Origin of the sequence: Nocardioides sp. GCM10027114, from assembly GCF_042659625.1 — a bacterium.
Taxonomy (GTDB): domain Bacteria; phylum Actinomycetota; class Actinomycetes; order Propionibacteriales; family Nocardioidaceae; genus Nocardioides.
On the sequence record NZ_JBHSSS010000012.1, the window covers coordinates 40,162 to 58,020 of the forward strand.

The 17,859-nt window shown below is 73.4% G+C and carries 17 protein-coding genes; 13 read left to right on the plus strand and 4 right to left on the minus strand.

The features are described 5' to 3' along the window. Nucleotides 1-99 precede the first annotated feature (99 nt). The 4 genes from ACFP2E_RS06820 to ACFP2E_RS06835 all read right to left on the minus strand — a co-directional run bounded on the left by ACFP2E_RS06820 (nucleotide 100) and on the right by ACFP2E_RS06835 (nucleotide 5,469). On the minus strand, nucleotides 100-1,476 hold the full coding sequence (locus tag ACFP2E_RS06820) for an HNH endonuclease signature motif containing protein (RefSeq protein WP_378522645.1): 1,377 nt from the start codon (nucleotides 1,474-1,476) through the stop codon (nucleotides 100-102). Between the two features lie 320 nt (nucleotides 1,477-1,796). After that, complete coding sequence (locus ACFP2E_RS06825) at nucleotides 1,797-3,287, minus strand: sugar transferase (RefSeq protein WP_378522644.1); 1,491 nt, start codon at nucleotides 3,285-3,287, stop codon at nucleotides 1,797-1,799. 150 nt (nucleotides 3,288-3,437) lie between these two features. Next, nucleotides 3,438-4,130 (minus strand): LuxR C-terminal-related transcriptional regulator, encoded by a 693-nt coding sequence (locus tag ACFP2E_RS06830; protein WP_378522643.1) that lies wholly within the window; start codon nucleotides 4,128-4,130, stop codon nucleotides 3,438-3,440. After that, complete coding sequence (locus ACFP2E_RS06835; protein ID WP_378522642.1) at nucleotides 4,102-5,469, minus strand: sensor histidine kinase; 1,368 nt, start codon at nucleotides 5,467-5,469, stop codon at nucleotides 4,102-4,104. The genes ACFP2E_RS06830 and ACFP2E_RS06835 overlap by 29 nt, the downstream gene beginning before the upstream one ends. Nucleotides 5,470-6,191: 722 nt before the next feature. Here ACFP2E_RS06835 and ACFP2E_RS06840 point away from each other — a divergent pair. The 13 genes from ACFP2E_RS06840 to ACFP2E_RS06900 form a co-directional block, all read left to right on the plus strand. Continuing rightward, nucleotides 6,192-6,884, plus strand: a complete 693-nt coding sequence (locus ACFP2E_RS06840; protein ID WP_378522641.1) for a LuxR C-terminal-related transcriptional regulator — start codon at nucleotides 6,192-6,194, stop codon at nucleotides 6,882-6,884. Nucleotides 6,885-6,928: 44 nt separating this feature from the next. Further along, the gene (locus ACFP2E_RS06845) at nucleotides 6,929-7,675 is read left to right on the plus strand and encodes a lytic murein transglycosylase (RefSeq protein WP_378522640.1); all 747 of its coding nucleotides are present in this window, start codon (nucleotides 6,929-6,931) and stop codon (nucleotides 7,673-7,675) included. A gap of 91 nt (nucleotides 7,676-7,766) precedes the next feature. Then, nucleotides 7,767-11,372: a transcription-repair coupling factor gene (gene mfd, locus ACFP2E_RS06850; protein ID WP_378522639.1), complete on the plus strand. Its 3,606-nt coding sequence runs from the start codon at nucleotides 7,767-7,769 to the stop codon at nucleotides 11,370-11,372. After that, entirely contained in the window at nucleotides 11,369-12,046 is a 678-nt protein-coding gene (locus ACFP2E_RS06855; RefSeq protein ID WP_378522638.1) for a hypothetical protein, read from the plus strand. Before mfd ends, ACFP2E_RS06855 begins: the two co-directional genes overlap by 4 nt. A 1-nt stretch (nucleotide 12,047) precedes the next feature. Then, on the plus strand, nucleotides 12,048-12,671 hold the full coding sequence (locus ACFP2E_RS06860) for a MazG family protein (RefSeq protein WP_378522637.1): 624 nt from the start codon (nucleotides 12,048-12,050) through the stop codon (nucleotides 12,669-12,671). Between the two features lie 125 nt (nucleotides 12,672-12,796). After that, nucleotides 12,797-14,074: a phosphopyruvate hydratase gene (eno, locus tag ACFP2E_RS06865; protein WP_378522636.1), complete on the plus strand. Its 1,278-nt coding sequence runs from the start codon at nucleotides 12,797-12,799 to the stop codon at nucleotides 14,072-14,074. Between the two features lie 7 nt (nucleotides 14,075-14,081). After that, nucleotides 14,082-14,711 carry a septum formation initiator family protein gene (locus ACFP2E_RS06870; RefSeq protein WP_378522635.1) on the plus strand — a complete coding sequence of 210 codons (630 nt, stop codon included), beginning with the start codon at nucleotides 14,082-14,084 and terminating at the stop codon, nucleotides 14,709-14,711. After that, the gene (locus ACFP2E_RS06875) at nucleotides 14,708-15,250 is read left to right on the plus strand and encodes a DUF501 domain-containing protein (RefSeq protein ID WP_378522634.1); all 543 of its coding nucleotides are present in this window, start codon (nucleotides 14,708-14,710) and stop codon (nucleotides 15,248-15,250) included. The genes ACFP2E_RS06870 and ACFP2E_RS06875 overlap by 4 nt, the downstream gene beginning before the upstream one ends. Then, complete coding sequence (locus ACFP2E_RS06880; RefSeq protein ID WP_378522633.1) at nucleotides 15,247-16,152, plus strand: exopolyphosphatase; 906 nt, start codon at nucleotides 15,247-15,249, stop codon at nucleotides 16,150-16,152. The genes ACFP2E_RS06875 and ACFP2E_RS06880 overlap by 4 nt, the downstream gene beginning before the upstream one ends. A 28-nt stretch (nucleotides 16,153-16,180) precedes the next feature. After that, complete coding sequence (locus ACFP2E_RS06885; protein WP_378522632.1) at nucleotides 16,181-16,633, plus strand: phage holin family protein; 453 nt, start codon at nucleotides 16,181-16,183, stop codon at nucleotides 16,631-16,633. Beyond that, nucleotides 16,630-16,908, plus strand: coding sequence for a DUF3618 domain-containing protein (locus ACFP2E_RS06890; protein ID WP_378522631.1), 279 nt, complete (start codon nucleotides 16,630-16,632; stop codon nucleotides 16,906-16,908). The genes ACFP2E_RS06885 and ACFP2E_RS06890 overlap by 4 nt, the downstream gene beginning before the upstream one ends. Before the next feature lie 68 nt (nucleotides 16,909-16,976). After that, on the plus strand, nucleotides 16,977-17,303 hold the full coding sequence (locus tag ACFP2E_RS06895) for a hypothetical protein (RefSeq protein ID WP_378522630.1): 327 nt from the start codon (nucleotides 16,977-16,979) through the stop codon (nucleotides 17,301-17,303). Between the two features lie 71 nt (nucleotides 17,304-17,374). Continuing rightward, nucleotides 17,375-17,859, plus strand: a 485-nt coding sequence (locus tag ACFP2E_RS06900) for a uracil-DNA glycosylase family protein (RefSeq protein WP_378539302.1), incomplete at its 3' end; no start/stop codon positions are given.

Here is a 17,859-nt window from a genome sequence, read left to right on the forward strand (position 1 = left end):
GAGCGGGCCTCGAGACCCCCGCAGCCGGTGCAGGGCGCGGTGACCGGACATGCCCGTGTCCCCGCCGAGCGTCGTCTGGCGGGGTGTGGGGCGGGGCAGCTACTGCTCGGGCGGGTCGACCCGACGGTGTGCCTCGACGATGCGGCGTCGGGTGGCGTCGGGGTCGGGGGTGACGTCACGGGTGCCGGTCTCGTCGCGGAGGTAGGCGTGGCCGTGGGGGCTGCGCCAGAGGAAGGTGCCGTCGTCGACGTGGGTGTGGGTCCAGCCGCCGTGGGTCTTGAGCCGGTGGTGCTTGCGACACAGGGCGGCGAGGTTGCAGCGGCACGTCGGCCCGCCAGCAGAGTCTGGGATGACGTGGTCGTGGTCGCAGCCGCGTGCTTTGCGGGTGCACCAGGGGAAGACGCAGTGGTGGTCGCGGTCGTCGACCAGGTCGGCCAGCCGGTCCGGCACCTCGTAGGCCCCCACCGGGGCGCAGCCGGACGGGTCGACCACCGGCCTGACGGTGATGTCCACGTCCGGGGCGGTGAGCCAGGTCCGGATCTGCTCGCTGGTGATCGGGCAGCCGATCCCCTCGACCCGCCCGAGCGGGGCAGAACCCTCGTGGCCGGTGACGGCGTCCTCGGAGAGGTGGATCACCAGGCTGACCCTGCGGCGGCGTGCGGGCCGCCGGTGCAACCGCCGCGGACCCTCCTCGGCTGGGTCGCCGGTCAGGTCCAACGTCTGGGCGCCGCGGGCCAGCTCACCCACCGCCCGGGAGCGGCGGACGTCGAGGGACTCCTCGGAGCCGAGCCGGCGCAGCTGGGTGGCGAGGTCGGCCACGGCGTGCTCGAGGTCGACCGCGTCGGCGGCGTCGAGGACGCCGGTCACGTCGACGGTGCCATCCAGCGAGGCCTGACCGAGGTGGATGTTGAACGCCCGGTGGTCGATCGCCTTCTGGAAGCGTTCGGCGGCCAGGGCGGGGTCGTGGCGGGCGATCGCCTCGTCGATGAGGTTCATCGTCTGGGTGGGGCCGATCTTGTGGGCCACGTGCGCGACGTGCCGGTCGACGTAGTCGGCGGCCTCGGGGTTGAGGGCCTGGGTCTTCTGTGCGATGTGGCGAGCCCGCCAGGCTGGCAGCTCAGCATTGACGACGCGGCGGTAGACCCTCGGCAGCCGGTAGCGCAGCTCGACCGCCTCACCCAGGAACGCCCGACCCGCGTCGGTCGACATCCCCAGCGAGGCGGCCCACTCGGCGACGCAGAACTCGGTGATCCACGGCGCCCCCTCCCCGGCGACCGGGATGCCGGTGTCGACACCGTCGAGCTCGATGGTGGCCGCGGCCGCCAGCGACTCGGCGGGGTGGTGCACCGCCCACTCCACGGCGAGCTGCAGCAGCTCGGCCTCCGCCACCTGGGCCGCACGCCGGCGGTCCCGGGCCTGGGCCAGCACCTCGACCGGGGACTCGCCCGGGAAGGTGTGCTCGGCGGTGGCTGTCATGGGTCCACTCAAGCAGCGGCCACCGACACTCCCGGCCCGAGAAGGCCGTGGTTGAGGGCATCTGGGGAAAGAAGAAAGTAAAGATCTTCGAGACCGCGACCCGGCCGGTGGCTGAGGCGCGAGACGTCCCGGCCCCGAGTCTCGAAGCCCCGGAGGGAACGCAGGGCCGCAACCAACCGGGTCGGCAGGTCTCGACGAGCTCGACCGGCGTACCTCGCTGCCCTGCACCGGCGACGGAGGTCTCAAGGCTCGCTCCGCTCGCGCCTCGACCACCGGCGCCGCTCGCTGTGCCCGCACCTCGAGCACCGGTGCGGATGAGATCAGTAGGCGCCGCGGTGGGAGAGGACGGCGCTGGCGGTGCGGGCGAGCAGCACCACGTCCTGGGCGAGCGACCAGTTGTCGACGTACTTCAGGTCGAGGCGGACCGACTCCTGCCAGGAGAGGTCGCTGCGACCGGAGACCTGCCAGAGGCCGGTGATGCCGGGCTTGAGCGCCAGTCGGCGGCACTCGTCGTAGTCGTAGCGGACGACCTCGGAGGGCAGCGCCGGCCGGGGCCCCACGAGCGACATGTGGCCGAGCACGACGTTGATGAGCTGCGGCAGCTCGTCGAGGGAGTACTTGCGCAGCACGGCGCCGACCTTGGTGATCCGGGGGTCCTGACGCATCTTGAAGAGCTTGCCGTCGGACTCGTTCTGCTCGCTGAGCTCGGCCAGCATCCGGTCGGCGTCGGTGGTCATCGTGCGGAACTTCAGCATCGTGAAGCCCACGCCGTCGCGACCGATCCGGGTCTGCCGGTACAACGCCGGCCCTGGGGTGTCGCGGCGTACGGCGATCGTGACGGCGACGAAGACCGGCGCGAGCACCAGCAGCATCAGCGCCGCGAGCGGACGCTCGAGGAGCTCCTTGGCGAGCAGGCAGGAGACCCGGCGGGTCCGGGACTCCACGTGCAGCATGCGGAGCCCGGCGACGGGCGCCATGGTGGCTCGGCCGCAGGCGACGTCGAGCAGCGGCGTGCCGACGTAGAGCTGGGTGCCGGTGAGCTCGAGCTCCCACCCGATCCGGCGCAGCGTCGCGGCGTCGAGCTCGTGCGACGGGATCGCGATGACGGCCTCCGCGCCGCACTCGGTCGCGTGCGCGGCGAGCCGGCGTACGTCGGTCGTGACGGGCACGCCGAACGTGGTCTCCTCGCCGGGCTCGTCGACGCAGACGGCCACGAGCTCGAACGCGTGCGAGCGGTCGCGCCGCAGCTCCGCGACGACCTGGGCGGCGTCGTCGGGGTGGTTGGCGGCGACCAGCACCCGTCGCCCGACGGCGTGGTCCGAGGAGGTGGCGCGGGCGTGCGCCACCAGTCGCGGCGCCAGCGACACGGCGCTGGCGGTGCCGGCGACCAGCAGCAGTGCCGAGCCGTCGGGGAGCGCCGTGAAGGGCGCGAGCAGCAGGCAGCCCAGCGTCAGGGCGACCCCGGCCCGCAGCACGCGCCGGGTGGTCTCGGTGGCGCCGACGGCGACGCGGCCGGCCTGGTAGGTGCGGCTCACGGCGAGCAGGCCGACCCAGGTCGAGGCGAGCGCGACGACGACCCGGAGCCCGAAGGGCCCACCGGTCAGCGCCAGCACCGCCACCGCGAGGAGCGCAGCGACGACGTCGGCGAGCACGAGCAGCGGGAGCCGCCCGGCGCCGGGCCGGGTCCGGGTCGCGGGCAGCGGGGCAGCGTGCACCCCGCGGGCACCGCGTGCCCGGCGTGCGACGTTCCGCAGGCTTCCGGCGAGGGAACCGGGTGCGACGGACGTGCCGAGGTCAGTCAGTGAGGTCAAACCGCCCCTACCCCCTTGGTGTGGTCGGTCCCGCAACCGTAGGCAGCGGACGACACGGGGGGCATGCCACAAATTCGGCAAGAAGGCCAGAAACCCGGGCGGGGTCAGGGCGGGCGGTGTCCCACCCGGGAGTGCGGCTGGAACAGCGGGTCAGGGACCGGGCGGACGCCACCCGACGGCGTGGGCGACGCCCACGGCCGCCAGCTGCGAGGACACCTCGAGCTTGGCGAGGATCGACTTCACCTGGGTGCGGACCGTGGCCTCGGAGACCACGCTGATGCGGGCGATGTCGCGGACGGTGTGCCCCTCGGTGAGGTGGCCGAGGACCTCGCGCTCGCGGTTGGTCAGCCGCTGCAGCCGGGTGCGCAGCTCCTGCTGGTGCTGCCGCTCGCGGTGCCAGGCCTGGAGCAGGTCCTCGCGCTCCTCGCGGTCCATGACGGGCAGTCCCTGGTTGAGCCGACGGACCGTCGCCATGATCTCGTTGAGCGGCCGGGCCTTGCTCAGCACCTTGCGGGCGCCGTACCGCAGGCACTCGCCCCAGCGGCCCTTCTCGGGCGAGGCGGTCACCACCACCACGTGGGCGCCGGAGCGGGCGATCGGCGCGATCAGCCGGACGCCGTCGCCGAGGTGGCCGAGGTCGAGGTCGAGGAGCACGATCCGGGGGTGCAGCCGCACGACCGACGAGAGCAGCGCGCCCTGGGTCAGGTGGTTCTCCTGGACGGGAAGCCGGCGCACGTCGTAGCCCTCCATCGAGAGCGCGAGCTCGAGGGACTCTGCGAACAGCGTGTGATCCTCGATGATGAGGATGCGGACGCTACTCCGCGCGAGCGTTTGCTGACTCATGGATGTCCCTCGGAGGCTGTAGACCGACGACGAAGACGGCTCCTGATGCATGGGACAGTACAGGTCTCAACGACCCACCCTGCTCCTCCATGAGCCGACGCGCCACGTGCAGTCCGATTCCCTCGCCGGGGGAGTCGGGTGAGTGGGCTTCCCACTCGAAGAGCCGTGCCGTCATCTCCTTGGAGATCCCGGGACCGGAGTCCGAGACCCGGATCTCCACGCAGTCACCCACCCGGCGGGTGTTGACGACGACCGCGGCGCCGGGGGCGTGGCGCGCTGAGTTGTTGAGGAGCACGTTGACGACCTCGGCGATGTCGTCGGCGCGCCCGTGCGCCCACTGCCCGCTCGGCGTCCAGAAGACGGGCCGGCCGAGCGCGTGCTGGGCGACGACCAGGGGGCGGATCACGTCGTCGAGCTCGACGTCGCGCAGCTGCTGGCCCTTGGCCTCCATCAGCCGCTCGAGCCGCGAGATCTCCGAGTCGAGCATCTCCTGCAGCAGGCCGCGGCGGTGCGAGGGGAGGTCCGGGCCGCGGTGGATCAGCCGGGTGGCCGAGGCGATGCCGGCGATGGTGGCGTTGATCTCGTGGAGCCGTGCCCGGTCGTTGCGCGACTCGGCCTCGAAGTGCTCGACCCGCTGGTGCAGCTCGTCGACGGCCTCGGCGTTGTCGTTGATGGTGGTGCGGAGCAGGGCGAGCGCCGTCCCGAAGACCAGCACGGCGCCGAGGAAGTCGGTGACGATGGCCGTCGCGCTCACCACGGCGGAGCCGGCGACGGGGTAGGTGATGGCGCGGTTGAGGCTCAGCAGGCCGAGCGCCACACCGAGCCGCGCCCGCGCCCAGGGCGGCAGCGCGGCGATGTGCAGCACGGCGTACGCCGCCGTGAGCTGCAGGGTCAGCAGCAGCACGTTGCCGAGCGTCACGGCGCTGAAGGACCGGTCGAGGAACGGCGGGTTCGTCAGGAGGGCGAACTCGGCCGAGGTGACGAAGAGGCCGATCAGCAGGCCCATCGCCATCGGGTCGAACGGCGGTCGCTGGCGCTGCGCGAACAGGGCCAGCATGGCGAGCACGCCGCCCGCGAACGCGAGGTCCACGAGCATCAGGCTGGTCGCGTTGGCCCGGATCTCCTCGGCGTACGACGCCCGCATGCCGGCCGTGGCGATCCCCTTGAGGGATACGGCGGTGAGGGCAGCGACCAGCCACGCGGTTCCCCGGCCGTCGACGAGTCGCCAGTGGAAGTACAGGAGCAGCGCGGCAGCCATCGCCACGGGGTAGGCCACCAGGCCGACCGTCGACGCGACGGATCCCCAGGTCTCGGTTGTCGGGCTCAGCTGGATCGTCACCAGTGGCGGTGCCCCCACCACCACCAGGACGATGGCTGTCCCTCTCCAGTCCCACACCCCCGGAGGGATGCGCAAAGCCTTGCTGGTCATGATGGTCCCGCCCCACGCGTCACCGCTCACCATCAGGCGTTCCCCCGGAACCCGTGAACCGCGGCTGCCCCCTCGCCCCCGCAGTGTTGGTGTCCCCGCCTGCCCCATGTGCCTTCAAAACACAGTGTGACCGTATGCCTTGTGGTGCGGGGCGGTTTAGCAAAATTGGGGATGCTTACCACAAATTGGGGAGCGTTCGGCGATGGAATCAGTCGCCGCGTCCGTCCGCTCAGCGGGAATCCGCAAGCTGACTTGTCCGAGCATGTCGTGAGGGCCCACCAGTCGCTGCGACCGGGCGAGGCCCGGCGTGCCTACCCGCCAGGCCGGCGAGGCTGGTCGCGTCCCACTGCCGTGGGGGACGGTAGCAGCGGTAACCGCCTGGACTCCTCCCCTGCCGAGGTCGATCGCGGCTGGTGGGCCGTTCACGAGGTCCGAGGACCTGCTCCCACGATGGGTCAGGGGCCCGCTTCGCCACCATCCCCAAATGTAGGTGAGATGCCGGTGTGACAGCCGGGACAGTCGTTTCTGCCCTGCAGAGTGTGAGGCCAGATGGAAAGGCAACCTCCATGGCCGAGGGACGTGCGCGGACTATCCCTCTCGGGAGCCGTGACAAACGTGGAGAGGGGGCGGTGATGCAGCGCCGCACCCGACGGGTAGCCGTCGCGTCCGACCAGTCCCTCGTGGCGGAGGCCGTGCGGACCGCCCTGCTGAGCCGGGGCTTCGATGCGGTCGTGGTTCCGTGGGCAGGACGCGGGGCCGGCGCGGCGGCCGTCGCCGGTATCGGCCCCGACGTGGCGCTCATGCTCGCCGAGCTCGAGCCCGCGGCCCGGCTGCGCGAGTCGCAGGCCCTGGTCCTCGACAGCGGTGTCCCGTGGCTGCTGCTCACCGCCGCCCAGCGCGGCCCGCTCTGGGGCGCGATGCTCGAGGCCGGGGTGGCCACCATCCGTACCAGCTCCACCTCGCTCGACGAGGTCGGCGAGGTGCTGCGCCAGCTCACCGACCACCCGCAGGACGTGGTCCAGGAGGACCGCGACGCCCTCATCCGCGAGTGGCGCAGCGCGCGCAGCGAGAAGGAGGTGCTCATCGAGAAGATGCGCTCCCTCACCGCCCGCGAGCGCACCGTGCTGCGGCTGCTGTACGCCGGCGACTCGGTGCGCACGATCGCCGGCCTGCTCGGCGTCTCCGAGGCCACCGTGCGTAGCCACGTCAAGGCCGTTCTCCACAAGCTCGAGGTGAACTCCCAGCTCGCCGCGGTCGCGGCGTTCGGCTGGCTCAAGGACGACCCGGACCACCGGGACCCCTGGTCGCCCGGCACCGGCGGCTGACCCCGGCGCGGGGACCGTCGGCGGCGCGCGTGATACTCCCGCCCGTGACTGGGCGGGTCGTGGGCGGGCTGGCCATCGTGCTCGCCGTCACCGTGCTGGTCGCCCGATGGGCGTCGCTGACGGTCCTCGCGCCGGACGACGGGTCCCGGCTGACGGAGCGCCACCACGTGGCCGCCCCGACCCCGCCCGCCGTCGACCCCGACGTGCCGCCGGGGGAGCCGCTCGGGCCGCCCGAGCCCGACCCCGCGTGGGTCGAGGAGACGGCAGCCGCCACCGACATCCCGGAGCCCGCGCTGCGGGCCTACGCCCGCGCCCACCTCGCCTCCGACCCGACGTGCGTGGTCGGCTGGACGACGCTGGCCGGGATCGGGTGGGTCGAGTCCCAGCACGGCACGATCGGCGGCCGGGATCTCGACGGCGACGGGCGCCCCTCGCGCCGGATCCTCGGCCCCGCGCTCGACGGCAGCGGCTCGTTCGCGGCCATCCCGGCGACGCCGCGCTCCAGCGGGTGGCACGGCGACCCGCACTGGGAGCACGCCGTCGGCCCGATGCAGTTCATCCCGGCGAGCTGGGAGACCTGGGCCACCGACGGCGACGGCGACGGGACCGCCGACCCCCACGACCTCGACGACGCCGCCGCGGCGGCCCGGCGCTACCTGTGCGCGGGCGACCCCGACCTCGGCACCGCCGCCGACTGGGAGCGGGCGGTCTTCTCCTACAACCACGCCACCTCGTACGTCGAGGCGGTGCACGACGCGGCCACCGCGTACGCCGCCGAAGCGCCCCGCTGAGGCGGTACCCCCGCTCCGTACACTGGGCGGGTCACCCCCGTCCCGCCCGGCCGGGGGCCTGTCGTGCTGTCCCGCGACCCTGGAGCGACCCGTGCACCTCACCGGACTGGCCGAGGCCGTCCTCACCGACCCCGTCCTCGCCGAGGTGGTGGCCGACGCCCGGGAGGCCACCTCCCCGGCACTGGACCTGACCGGCCCCGCTGCGCTGCGCCCGTTCGTGGTCCGCGGCCTCGTCGACGCCGGCCGGACCGTGCTGGCGGTGACCCCCACCGCCCGCGAGGCCGAGGACCTCGTCGCCGCGCTCGGCGACGTCATCGACCCGACGCTGGTCGGCTACTACCCGAGCTGGGAGACGCTCCCGCACGAGCGGCTCAGCCCGCGCAGCGACACCGTCGGCCGCCGGCTCGCGGTCCTGCGCCGGCTCTGCCACCCCGGCTCCGACGAGACCAACGGCCCGCTCAAGGTCGTGGTGGCGCCGATCCGCTCGGTCCTGCAGCCCCAGGTCAAGGGGCTCGGCGACCTCGAGCCGGTCGAGCTCGCCCCCGGTGACACCGCGCCGCTCGAGGACGTCGTACGACGGCTCGCGGACGCGGCGTACTCCCGCGTCGACCTCGTCGAGAAGCGTGGCGAGTTCGCAGTGCGCGGCGGCATCGTCGACGTCTTCCCGCCCACCGAGGAGCACCCGCTGCGGGTGGAGTTCTGGGGCGACGACGTGGAGGAGATCCGCAGCTTCGCGGTCGCCGACCAGCGCACCCTCGACAAGGTCGACCGGCTGTGGGCGCCGCCCTGCCGCGAGCTGCTGCTCACCGACGAGGTGCGCGAGCGGGCCGCCGAGCTCGGCCGGCAGCACCCGACCCTGGTCGAGATCACCGACAAGATCGCCGCCGGCATCGCCGTCGAGGGCATGGAGTCGCTGGCGCCCGCGCTGGTCGACGACATGGAGCTGCTCGTCGACCTGATGCCGGGCGAGACCCACGTGCTCGTCGTCGACCCCGAGCGGGCCCGCACCCGCGCCCACGACCTCGTCGCCACCAGCGAGGAGTTCCTCGGCGCCAGCTGGGCCGCCGCCGCCAGCGGCGGCACGGCGCCGATCGACCTGGGCGCCGCGTCGTACCGCTCCATCGCCGATGTCCGCGAGCACACCATGGCGCAGGGCAAGCCGTGGTGGTCGATGAGTCCGTTCGGGCTGGCCGATGACCCCGACGACCCCACGGCCGGCTCCGCCGACGCGGTGCTCGCCGCCGCCCTCGACGTGGACGGTGTGGAGTCGCGCGCCCTGACCGCCAAGCCGGTCGAGACCTACCGCGGCGACTTCGAGCGCGCCGTCGCCGACATCGAGCAGTGGCGTCGCAACGGGCTCCGCATCGTCGTGGTCCACCCCGGCCACGGACCCGCGGAGCGCATGGTCGAGGTGCTCGCCGAGCACGACGTGCCGGCCCGGCTGCTCGAGGAGGTCGGCACGGCCGCCGACCTCTCGACCGATGTCGTCTCGGTGACCTGCGGCGTCGCGAGCGAGGGCTTCGTCGACGAGCGCAACGGGCTCGTGCTGCTGACCGGCGAGGACCTCTCCGGCCAGAAGTCGTCGACCCGTGACATGCGCAAGATGCCGGCCCGCCGCAAGCGGCAGATCGACCCGCTCGAGCTCAGCGCCGGCGACTACGTCGTCCACGAGCAGCACGGCGTCGGCCGCTTCGTCGAGATGAAGCAGCGCGAGGTGGGCGGCGCCGTCCGCGAGTACCTCGTGCTCGAGTACGGCGCCTCCAAGCGCGGCGGCCCGCCGGACCGGCTCTACGTCCCCGCGGACGCGCTCGACCAGGTCACCCGCTACGTCGGCGGCGAGCAGCCCTCGCTCGACCGGCTCGGCGGCGCCGACTGGGCCAAGCGGAAGGGCAGGGCCCGCAAGGCGGTCAAGCAGATCGCGGCCGAGCTCATCAAGCTGTACGCCGCCCGGCAGGCCACGCAGGGCCACGCATTCGGGCCGGACAGCCCGTGGCAGCGCGAGCTCGAGGACGCCTTCCCGTTCCAGGAGACCCCCGACCAGCTCAGCACGGTCGACGAGGTCAAGGCCGACATGATGCGGACGGTCCCGATGGACCGGCTGGTCTGCGGCGACGTCGGCTACGGCAAGACCGAGATCGCCGTCCGGGCGGCGTTCAAGGCGGTGCAGGACGGCAAGCAGGTCGCGGTGCTGGTGCCGACGACGCTGCTCGTCACCCAGCACCTCTCGACGTTCATGGAGCGGATGAGCGGCTTCCCGGTGGTCCTCAAGGGGCTCTCGCGGTTCCAGACCGAGAAGGAGGCGCGGGAGGTCATCGACGGCCTGGCCGACGGCTCGGTCGACATCGTCGTCGGCACCCACCGGCTGCTGAACCCCGACATCCGGATGAAGGACCTCGGCCTGATCATCGTCGACGAGGAGCAGCGGTTCGGCGTCGAGCACAAGGAGCAGATGAAGCGGCTGCGCACCTCCGTCGACGTCCTGTCGATGTCGGCGACGCCGATCCCGCGAACCCTCGAGATGGCGATCACCGGCATCCGCGAGATGTCGACGATCACCACCCCGCCCGAGGAGCGCCACCCGGTGCTGACCTACGTCGGCGCCTACGAGGACCGGCAGGTGATCGCGGCGGTCCGTCGCGAGCTGCTGCGCGAGGGCCAGGTGTTCTACATCCACAACCGGGTGCAGTCGATCGAGAAGGCCGCGGCGCGGATCAAGGAGCTTGTGCCCGAGGCCCGGGTCGCCACGGCGCACGGCCAGATGGGCGAGCACCAGCTCGAGCGGGTCATGCTCGACTTCTGGGAGAAGCGCTTCGACGTGCTGGTGTGCACCACCATCGTCGAGTCCGGCCTCGACGTGTCGAACGCCAACACGATGATCATCGAACGCAGCGACACCCTCGGCCTCTCGCAGCTCCACCAGCTGCGCGGCCGCGTCGGCAGGTCCCGGGAGCGCGCCTACGCCTACTTCCTCTACCCGGCCGAGAAGCCGCTGACGGAGACCGCGCACGAGCGGCTCGCGACGCTGGCGCAGCACTCCGACCTCGGCGGCGGCATGGCGATCGCGATGAAGGATCTCGAGATCCGCGGCGCCGGCAACCTGCTCGGCGGCGAGCAGTCGGGCCACATCGCCGACGTCGGTTTCGACCTGTACGTCCGGCTCGTGGGCGAGGCCGTCCACGAGTTCAGGGGAGACCAGGAGCCCGAGCTCAAGGAGGTCCGCATCGAGCTCCCGGTCGACGCCCACCTGCCGCACGACTACATCCCCAGCGAGCGGCTGCGCCTCGAGATGTACAAGCGGCTCGCAGAGGTCCGCACCGACGGCGACGTCGACCTGCTGCTCGCGGAGATGGTCGACCGGTACGGCGAACCGCCCGAGGTGGTGGCGTCGCTGCTGCTGGTCGCCCGGTTCCGCGCCCGCGCCCGCCAGGCGGGCATCGGCGAGGTGACCATCGCCGGCAAGCACGTGCGGTTCGCGCCGGTGAGCCTGCCCGAGTCGCGCGTCGTCCGGCTCAACCGGATGTACCCGAGGAGCATCGTCAAGGCGCAGGTCGACACGGTGCTGGTGCCGCGGCCGCAGACGGCGTCCGTCGGGGGTCGTCCGCTCGACGGCGTCGCCCTGCTTGAATGGGCCCGCTCGGTCATCGACAGCGTGATCGACCCGCCGCAGGAGCGGGCCCAGCAGAAGGAGTCCTCGTGAGAAAGCCCCGTCTCGGACTGGCCGCCGTGGGTGCGACCGTCGCCCTGCTGACCGGATGCGGCTCGCTCTCGCCGGGCACCGCCGTCAGCGTCGGCGACGAGACCATCTCGGTCAGCGAGGTCGACGGGGTCACCGACGACTACTGCGAGGCGATCGAGGGCCAGCTGGAGGGCAACAACCAGGTCGTTCCGAACCGCTACTTCCGCAGTGGCATCGCGGGCCAGCTCGCGATGCGCTCCATCGGCGAGCAGCTCGCCGCCGAGTACGACGCCGAGCCGGGCCGGGTCTACGACCGTCAGGTCGCCAGCCTCCGCAGCAGTGTGCAGCTGCTGCCCGAGGAGGTGCGTGACGCGGTCGTGCAGGTCGAGACCGCCGCCGCCTACGTCGAGTCGATCCAGGCCTCGATCGGGGAGCGGCTGCTCGCCCAGGAGGGCGAGCCCGAGGCGCCGTACTCCGCCACGGTCGAGCGCGGCCAGCAGGAGTTCCGCGACTGGATCGAGGAGAACGGCGTCGAGTTCGACCCGCAGCTGCGCCTCGAGATGGCCGACGGCGTGCCCGTGCCGCTCGACAGCTCGGTCTCCTACCCGTTCAGCGAGGCCGCCCAGCAGGGCGTCGCCGACTCCCCGGACCAGGCGTACGCGCGCGGCCTGCCCGCGACGCAGCGCTGCGGCTGACATGGACGCCCAGGCGTCTGGGCCGCAGGAGCCGCTCGTCGAGTTCGTCGACGTGATGCGTCGACTGCGGGCCGAGTGCGCCTGGAAGGCGGGCCAGACCCACCGGTCCCTGACCCGCTACCTCCTCGAGGAGACCCACGAGACGATCGAGGCCATCGAGTCCGGCGACCCCGCGCACCTGCGCGAGGAGCTCGGCGACCTGCTCCTGCAGGTCTACTTCCACGCCGTGATCGCCGAGGAGTCGGGCGAGTTCACGATCGACGACGTGGCCGCCGACATCATCGAGAAGATGCGGCGCCGCAACCCCCACGTGTTCCCGCCCGAGGGAGGCGAGCCCGCCCCGGGCGGCGACGCAGCGGCGATCAACGAGGCGTGGGAGGCGATCAAGGCGAGCGAGAAACGGCGTACGTCGGTGACCGACGGTCTGCCGCCGGGCCTGCCCGCGCTGCTGTACGCCGACAAGGTGCTCGACCGCCTCGGTCGGGCGGGTGAGACCCCGGACCTTCCGACGGCCGACGAGGGCAGCGACCTCGGGAACCGGCTGCTCGCGCTGGTGGCCGAGGCCCGCGACGCCGGGGTCGACCCGGAGCAGGCGCTGCGCGACGCCGTACGCCGGCTGCTCTGACCCGGCCGCGAGGCTGATCCGGCCCTGTCCGGAGGACGGGCGGGTGCTCCCGGGTTCGGCGCGCCGCGCGACTACGCTGAGCCCGACGACCCCAGCCCGGGACCCCGACCTGCAGGAGCATCAACGTGGCATCCATCGAAGCCGTCGGCGCTCGCGAGATCCTCGACTCGCGCGGCAACCCCACCGTCGAGGTCGAGGTGCTGCTCGACGACGGAGCGTTCGCCCGGGCCGCGGTGCCGAGCGGCGCCTCCACCGGTGCGTTCGAGGCCGTGGAGCTGCGCGACGGCGGCGACCGCTACCTCGGCAAGGGCGTCACGAAGGCCGTCGACGCGGTCATCCAGAAGATCGGCCCGGCCATCGAGGGCCTCGACGCCGACGACCAGCGGCTCGTCGACCAGACGATGCTCGAGCTCGACGCCACCCCCAACAAGGCGGATCTCGGCGCCAACGCGATCCTCGGCGTCTCGCTCGCCCTGGCCCGCGCCGCCGCGGACTCCGCCGGGCTGCCGCTCTACCGCTACGTGGGCGGCCCCAACGCCCACCTCCTGCCGGTGCCGATGATGAACATCCTCAACGGCGGCTCCCACGCCGACTCCAACGTCGACATCCAGGAGTTCATGATCGCGCCGATCGGCGCGCCCACCTTCGGCGAGGCGCTGCGCACGGGCGCCGAGGTCTACCACGCGCTCAAGTCGGTGCTGAAGAAGAAGGGCCTCGCCACCGGCCTCGGCGACGAGGGCGGCTTCGCGCCGAACCTCGACTCCAACCGGGCGGCGCTCGACCTGATCGCCGAGGCCGTCGACGCCGCCGGCCTCGAGCTCGGCCGCGACATCGTGCTGGCCCTCGACGTGGCCGCCAGCGAGTTCTGCGAGGACGGCAGCTACACGTTCGAGGGCGCGAAGAAGACCGCCGGCGAGATGACCGCCTACTACGCCGACCTCGTCGCGGCCTACCCGATCGTGTCGATCGAGGACCCGCTCGACGAGGACGACTGGGATGGCTGGAAGGAGATCACCGACCAGCTCGGCAGCAGGACCCAGCTCGTCGGCGACGACCTCTTCGTCACCAACGTCGAGCGGCTCGCGCGCGGCATCTCGGGCGGCCAGGCGAACGCGCTGCTGGTCAAGGTCAACCAGATCGGCTCGCTCACCGAGACCCTCGACTCCGTCGAGCTCGCCCACCGCAACGGCTTCCGCTGCATGATGAGCCACCGCTCGGGCGAGACCGAGGACACCACCATCGCCGACCTCGCGGTCGCCACCAACTGCGGCCAGATCAAGACGGGCGCCCCGGCGCGGTCGGAGCGGGTCGCGAAGTACAACCAGCTGCTGCGCATCGAGGAGGAGCTCGGGGACGCCGCCCGGTACGCCGGCGCCGGCGCCTTCCCGCGCTACCAGGGCTGAGCTGCCGGTGCCACAGCGACGTACGCCGCGGGGCGGGCCCGGCGGCAGCAGACGACCGGGGGAGCGGGCCGCGCCGGCCCGCTCCCGGGTCTCGACGTCGACCAGTGGCTCCCTGCCCGCCGTCGGAGCAGGTCGTTCGGGCCGGCCGGGCCGGTCGGGCCGCCGCCGGCCGCGGCTGACCGGCCGCGCCGCCGTGCTGGTGCTCGTGCTGGCCGTGCTGGCGGTCTCCTACGCGTCGTCGCTGCGGGCCTACCTCCAGCAGCGCGAGCACATCAGCGACCTCAAGGCCGAGATCGCGGCCCGCTCCGCCAACATCGACGACCTCGAGCGTGAGAAGCGGCGCTGGAACGACCCGGCGTACGTCCAGGCCCAGGCGCGCGAGCGCTTCGGCTACCTCATGCCCGGCGAGACGTCGTACGTCGTGCTCGACGAGGACGGCCGCCCGCTGGAGGGCGATGCCGAGCTGCCGACCCCGTCGGCCGCGCTCGAGCCCGAGCCCGTCGCCTGGTGGGACCGGGCGTGGGAGTCGGTGGAGCTCGCCGGCAACCCGCCGCGGCACGCGCCGCCGCCGGCGGAGAAGATCAAGGCGCCCCCCGAGCAGTCAGACCCCGAGAAGACCGAGGACAGCACTCCGTGATCGACCCCGCCGACGAGGCCGTGATCCACGCCCAGCTGGGCCGCGAGCCCCGGGCGATCCACGAGGTCGGCCACCGCTGCCCGTGCGGCAACCCCGACGTGGTGACCACCGAGCCGCGGCTGCCCAACGGGACGCCGTTCCCCACGACGTACTACCTCACCTGCCCGCGTGCGGCCTCCCGCATCGGCACCCTCGAGGGGTCCGGGCTGATGAAGGAGATGCAGCAGCGGCTGGCCGACGACCCCGAGCTCGCGGCCGCCTACCGGGAGGCCCACGAGCGGTACCTCGCTGCACGCGGCGAGATCGCGCGGGCCGGCGGCCACGACGTGCCGGAGATCGAGGGCATCTCGGCGGGCGGCATGCCCGACCGGGTCAAGTGCCTCCACGTCCTCGCGGGCCAGTCGCTCGCCCAGGGCCGCGGCGTCAACCCGCTCGGCGACGAGGTGCTGGACCGGCTCGGCGACTGGTGGGCCGAGGGCCCCTGCGTGAGCCCGGAGCCTGTGAACCCGGAGCCCGACCCGGCCGCGCCGGGAGCATGACCACCGTCGCCGCCGTCGACTGCGGCACCAACACGATCAAGCTGCTGATCGGCGACCTGCCGGAGGTGGCCGTGCGCGAGAGCCGCATGGTCCGGCTCGGGCAGGGTGTCGACCGGACCGGGAGGCTGGCCGACGAGGCGCTCCAGCGCGCCTTCGCCGCCCTCGACGAGTACGCCGCCCTCATCGCCGCGCACGACGTGGAGCGGATCCGCTTCTGCGCGACGTCCGCCACGCGGGACGCGGCCAACGCCGAGGTGTTCGCCGCCGGCGTGGAGGCGCGGCTGGGGGTGCGCCCCGAGGTCGTCACCGGCGACGAGGAGGCCGCACTGGCCTACGACGGCGCGTTGCGCCACCTGCGGACTCCGCCGGCCGAGCCGCTGCTGATGATCGACATCGGCGGTGGCTCCACCGAGCTCGTCCTCGGCACCCGCGGCGGACCCGAGGTGGCGCACTCGATGGACATCGGCTCGGTGCGGCTCCACGAGCGGCACCTCCACGACGACCCGCCGACCGCGGACCAGGTCGCCGCCTGCGTCGCCGACATCGACGCTGCGCTTGACGCCTGCCCCGTCGATCCCGCCCGGGCGGCGACAGTCGTCGGTGTGGCCGGCACGGTGCTGTCGGTGGTGGCCGGCGTGCTCGACCTGCCGGCGTACGACCGCGACGCGATCGACCAGTCGGTGGTCCCGGTCGCCGACGTGGCGGCGTTCGTGGAGCGGCTGGTCGCGATGCCGCTGGCCGAGCGCCTGGAGCTGCCGTGGCTGCACCCGGGGCGGGCCGACGTGATCGACGCCGGCGCCCTCGTGCTGGCGCGGGTGCTGCGCCGGGCCGGGGTCACGGAGCTGGTCGCCTCCGAGGCCGACATCCTCGACGGCATCGCCTGGTCGTTGATCGACGTTTGACCTCGCGGGGACGGGGCACGGGCACGGCATGAACGGCTCGCACGACACGTCCACGGGCCCGCTGCAGGAGGAGACCCTGGGGGCCCTCGTGCACCGCCTGTCGGAGGACGTCCCGGCACTGGTCCGCAGCGAGGTGAGGCTCGCGCAGGCCGAGCTGACCGAGAAGGGGAAGCGCGCCGGCGTGGGCCTCGGCGTGGTCGGCGCCGCCGGCGTGCTGGCCTTCCTGGGCCTGGCCACGCTGGTCGCCGCGGCCGTGCTCGGCGTCGCGCTCGCCCTGCCGGCGTGGGCGGCCGCCCTGGTGGTGGCCGGGGCCCTGCTGCTGGCCGCCGCACTCGCCGGCCGTCGCGGTGCGGCCGAGATCGGTGACGCCACCCCGCCGGTGCCGGAGCGGGCCGCCGCCGGAGTCCGGGACGACCTCGCCGCCCTCAAGGGGGACGCGCCCAGGCACGCAGGCAGGCACGTGGGGGAGGAGCGCCGATGAGCAGCAACGGACGACACGTCGCGGGGACCACCGGGGCCACGACAGAGGACCTCGAGGCACAGGTGGAGCGCCAGCGCGAGCAGCTCGCCTCGACGGTCGACGCGCTCCACGACAGACTGGACGTGTCGGCACGCGCCCGGCACCGCGCCCGGAGCCTCCGGGAGCGGCTCACCGGCCCCGGGGGCCGGCCCCGGCCGGAGGTGCTCGCAGTCGCCGCGCTGGTGGTGGCCACCGGCGCCGCCGCGGTGGTGCTGCGGGTCCGGCGCCGCCGCTGACGCCCGACCCCGTCCCGTAGCACGGCACCAGAGCAGGACCACGAACCACCAGCAGAACGGAGCAGACGATGGGCAAGCTGACCCTCCTCGCCGCCGGCGCCGCCGGCTACGTCCTCGGGACCCGCGCCGGGCGTGAGCGCTACGAGCAGATCGCCACGGCCACCCGCAAGGTGATGGGCAACCCGAAGGTGCAGGCCGCGAAGCAGCAGGCGCAGGACACCCTCGCCGAGCAGGCCTCGACGGCCGGCTCGGCCTTCGTGGAGCGGGCGAAGGAGACCGCGTCCGCCGCCGCGGACAAGGTCCGTCACCACGGCGACAACGGCGCCGCCCCGGCCGGCCCCACGGGCACCCCGAGCTCGCCCGGCTACCAGCAGCCGGGCACGGACAGGCCCTGACCGCAGACCCTCCGGACGGCGGGGGCGGGGCGCTCCCGCACCCGCTGACCGGTGAGGCGTTCCGGTCGCCGGTGCCGCCCGGCACCGGATGGCCGGAGGACCCGGCCGCGGCGGACACCCCCGTCGCGCGCACCGCGGCCGCCGTACGCCGACTGGCCCGCCCGGCCGACCTCGACGCGCTCGAGGCCGCCGTCTCGGTGTGCCGCGCCTGCCCCCGCCTCGTCGACTGGCGCGAGGAGGTGGCGGCCACGAAGCGGGCCGCCTTCGCCGACCAGCCCTACTGGGGCCGGCCGATCCCGGGCTGGGGGGCCGCCGACCCGTCGATCCTGGTCGTGGGGCTGGCGCCTGCCGCGCACGGCGGCAACCGGACCGGACGGGTCTTCACCGGCGACAGCTCGGGCGACTGGCTGTTCGCCAGCCTCCACCGGGTCGGGCTCGCGGCCCGGTCCACCTCGGAGCACGCCGGCGACGGGCAGGCGCTGCACGGCGTGCGGATGGTCGCCACGGTCCGGTGCGCCCCACCCGCCAACAAGCCGACCCCGCAGGAGCGGGACAC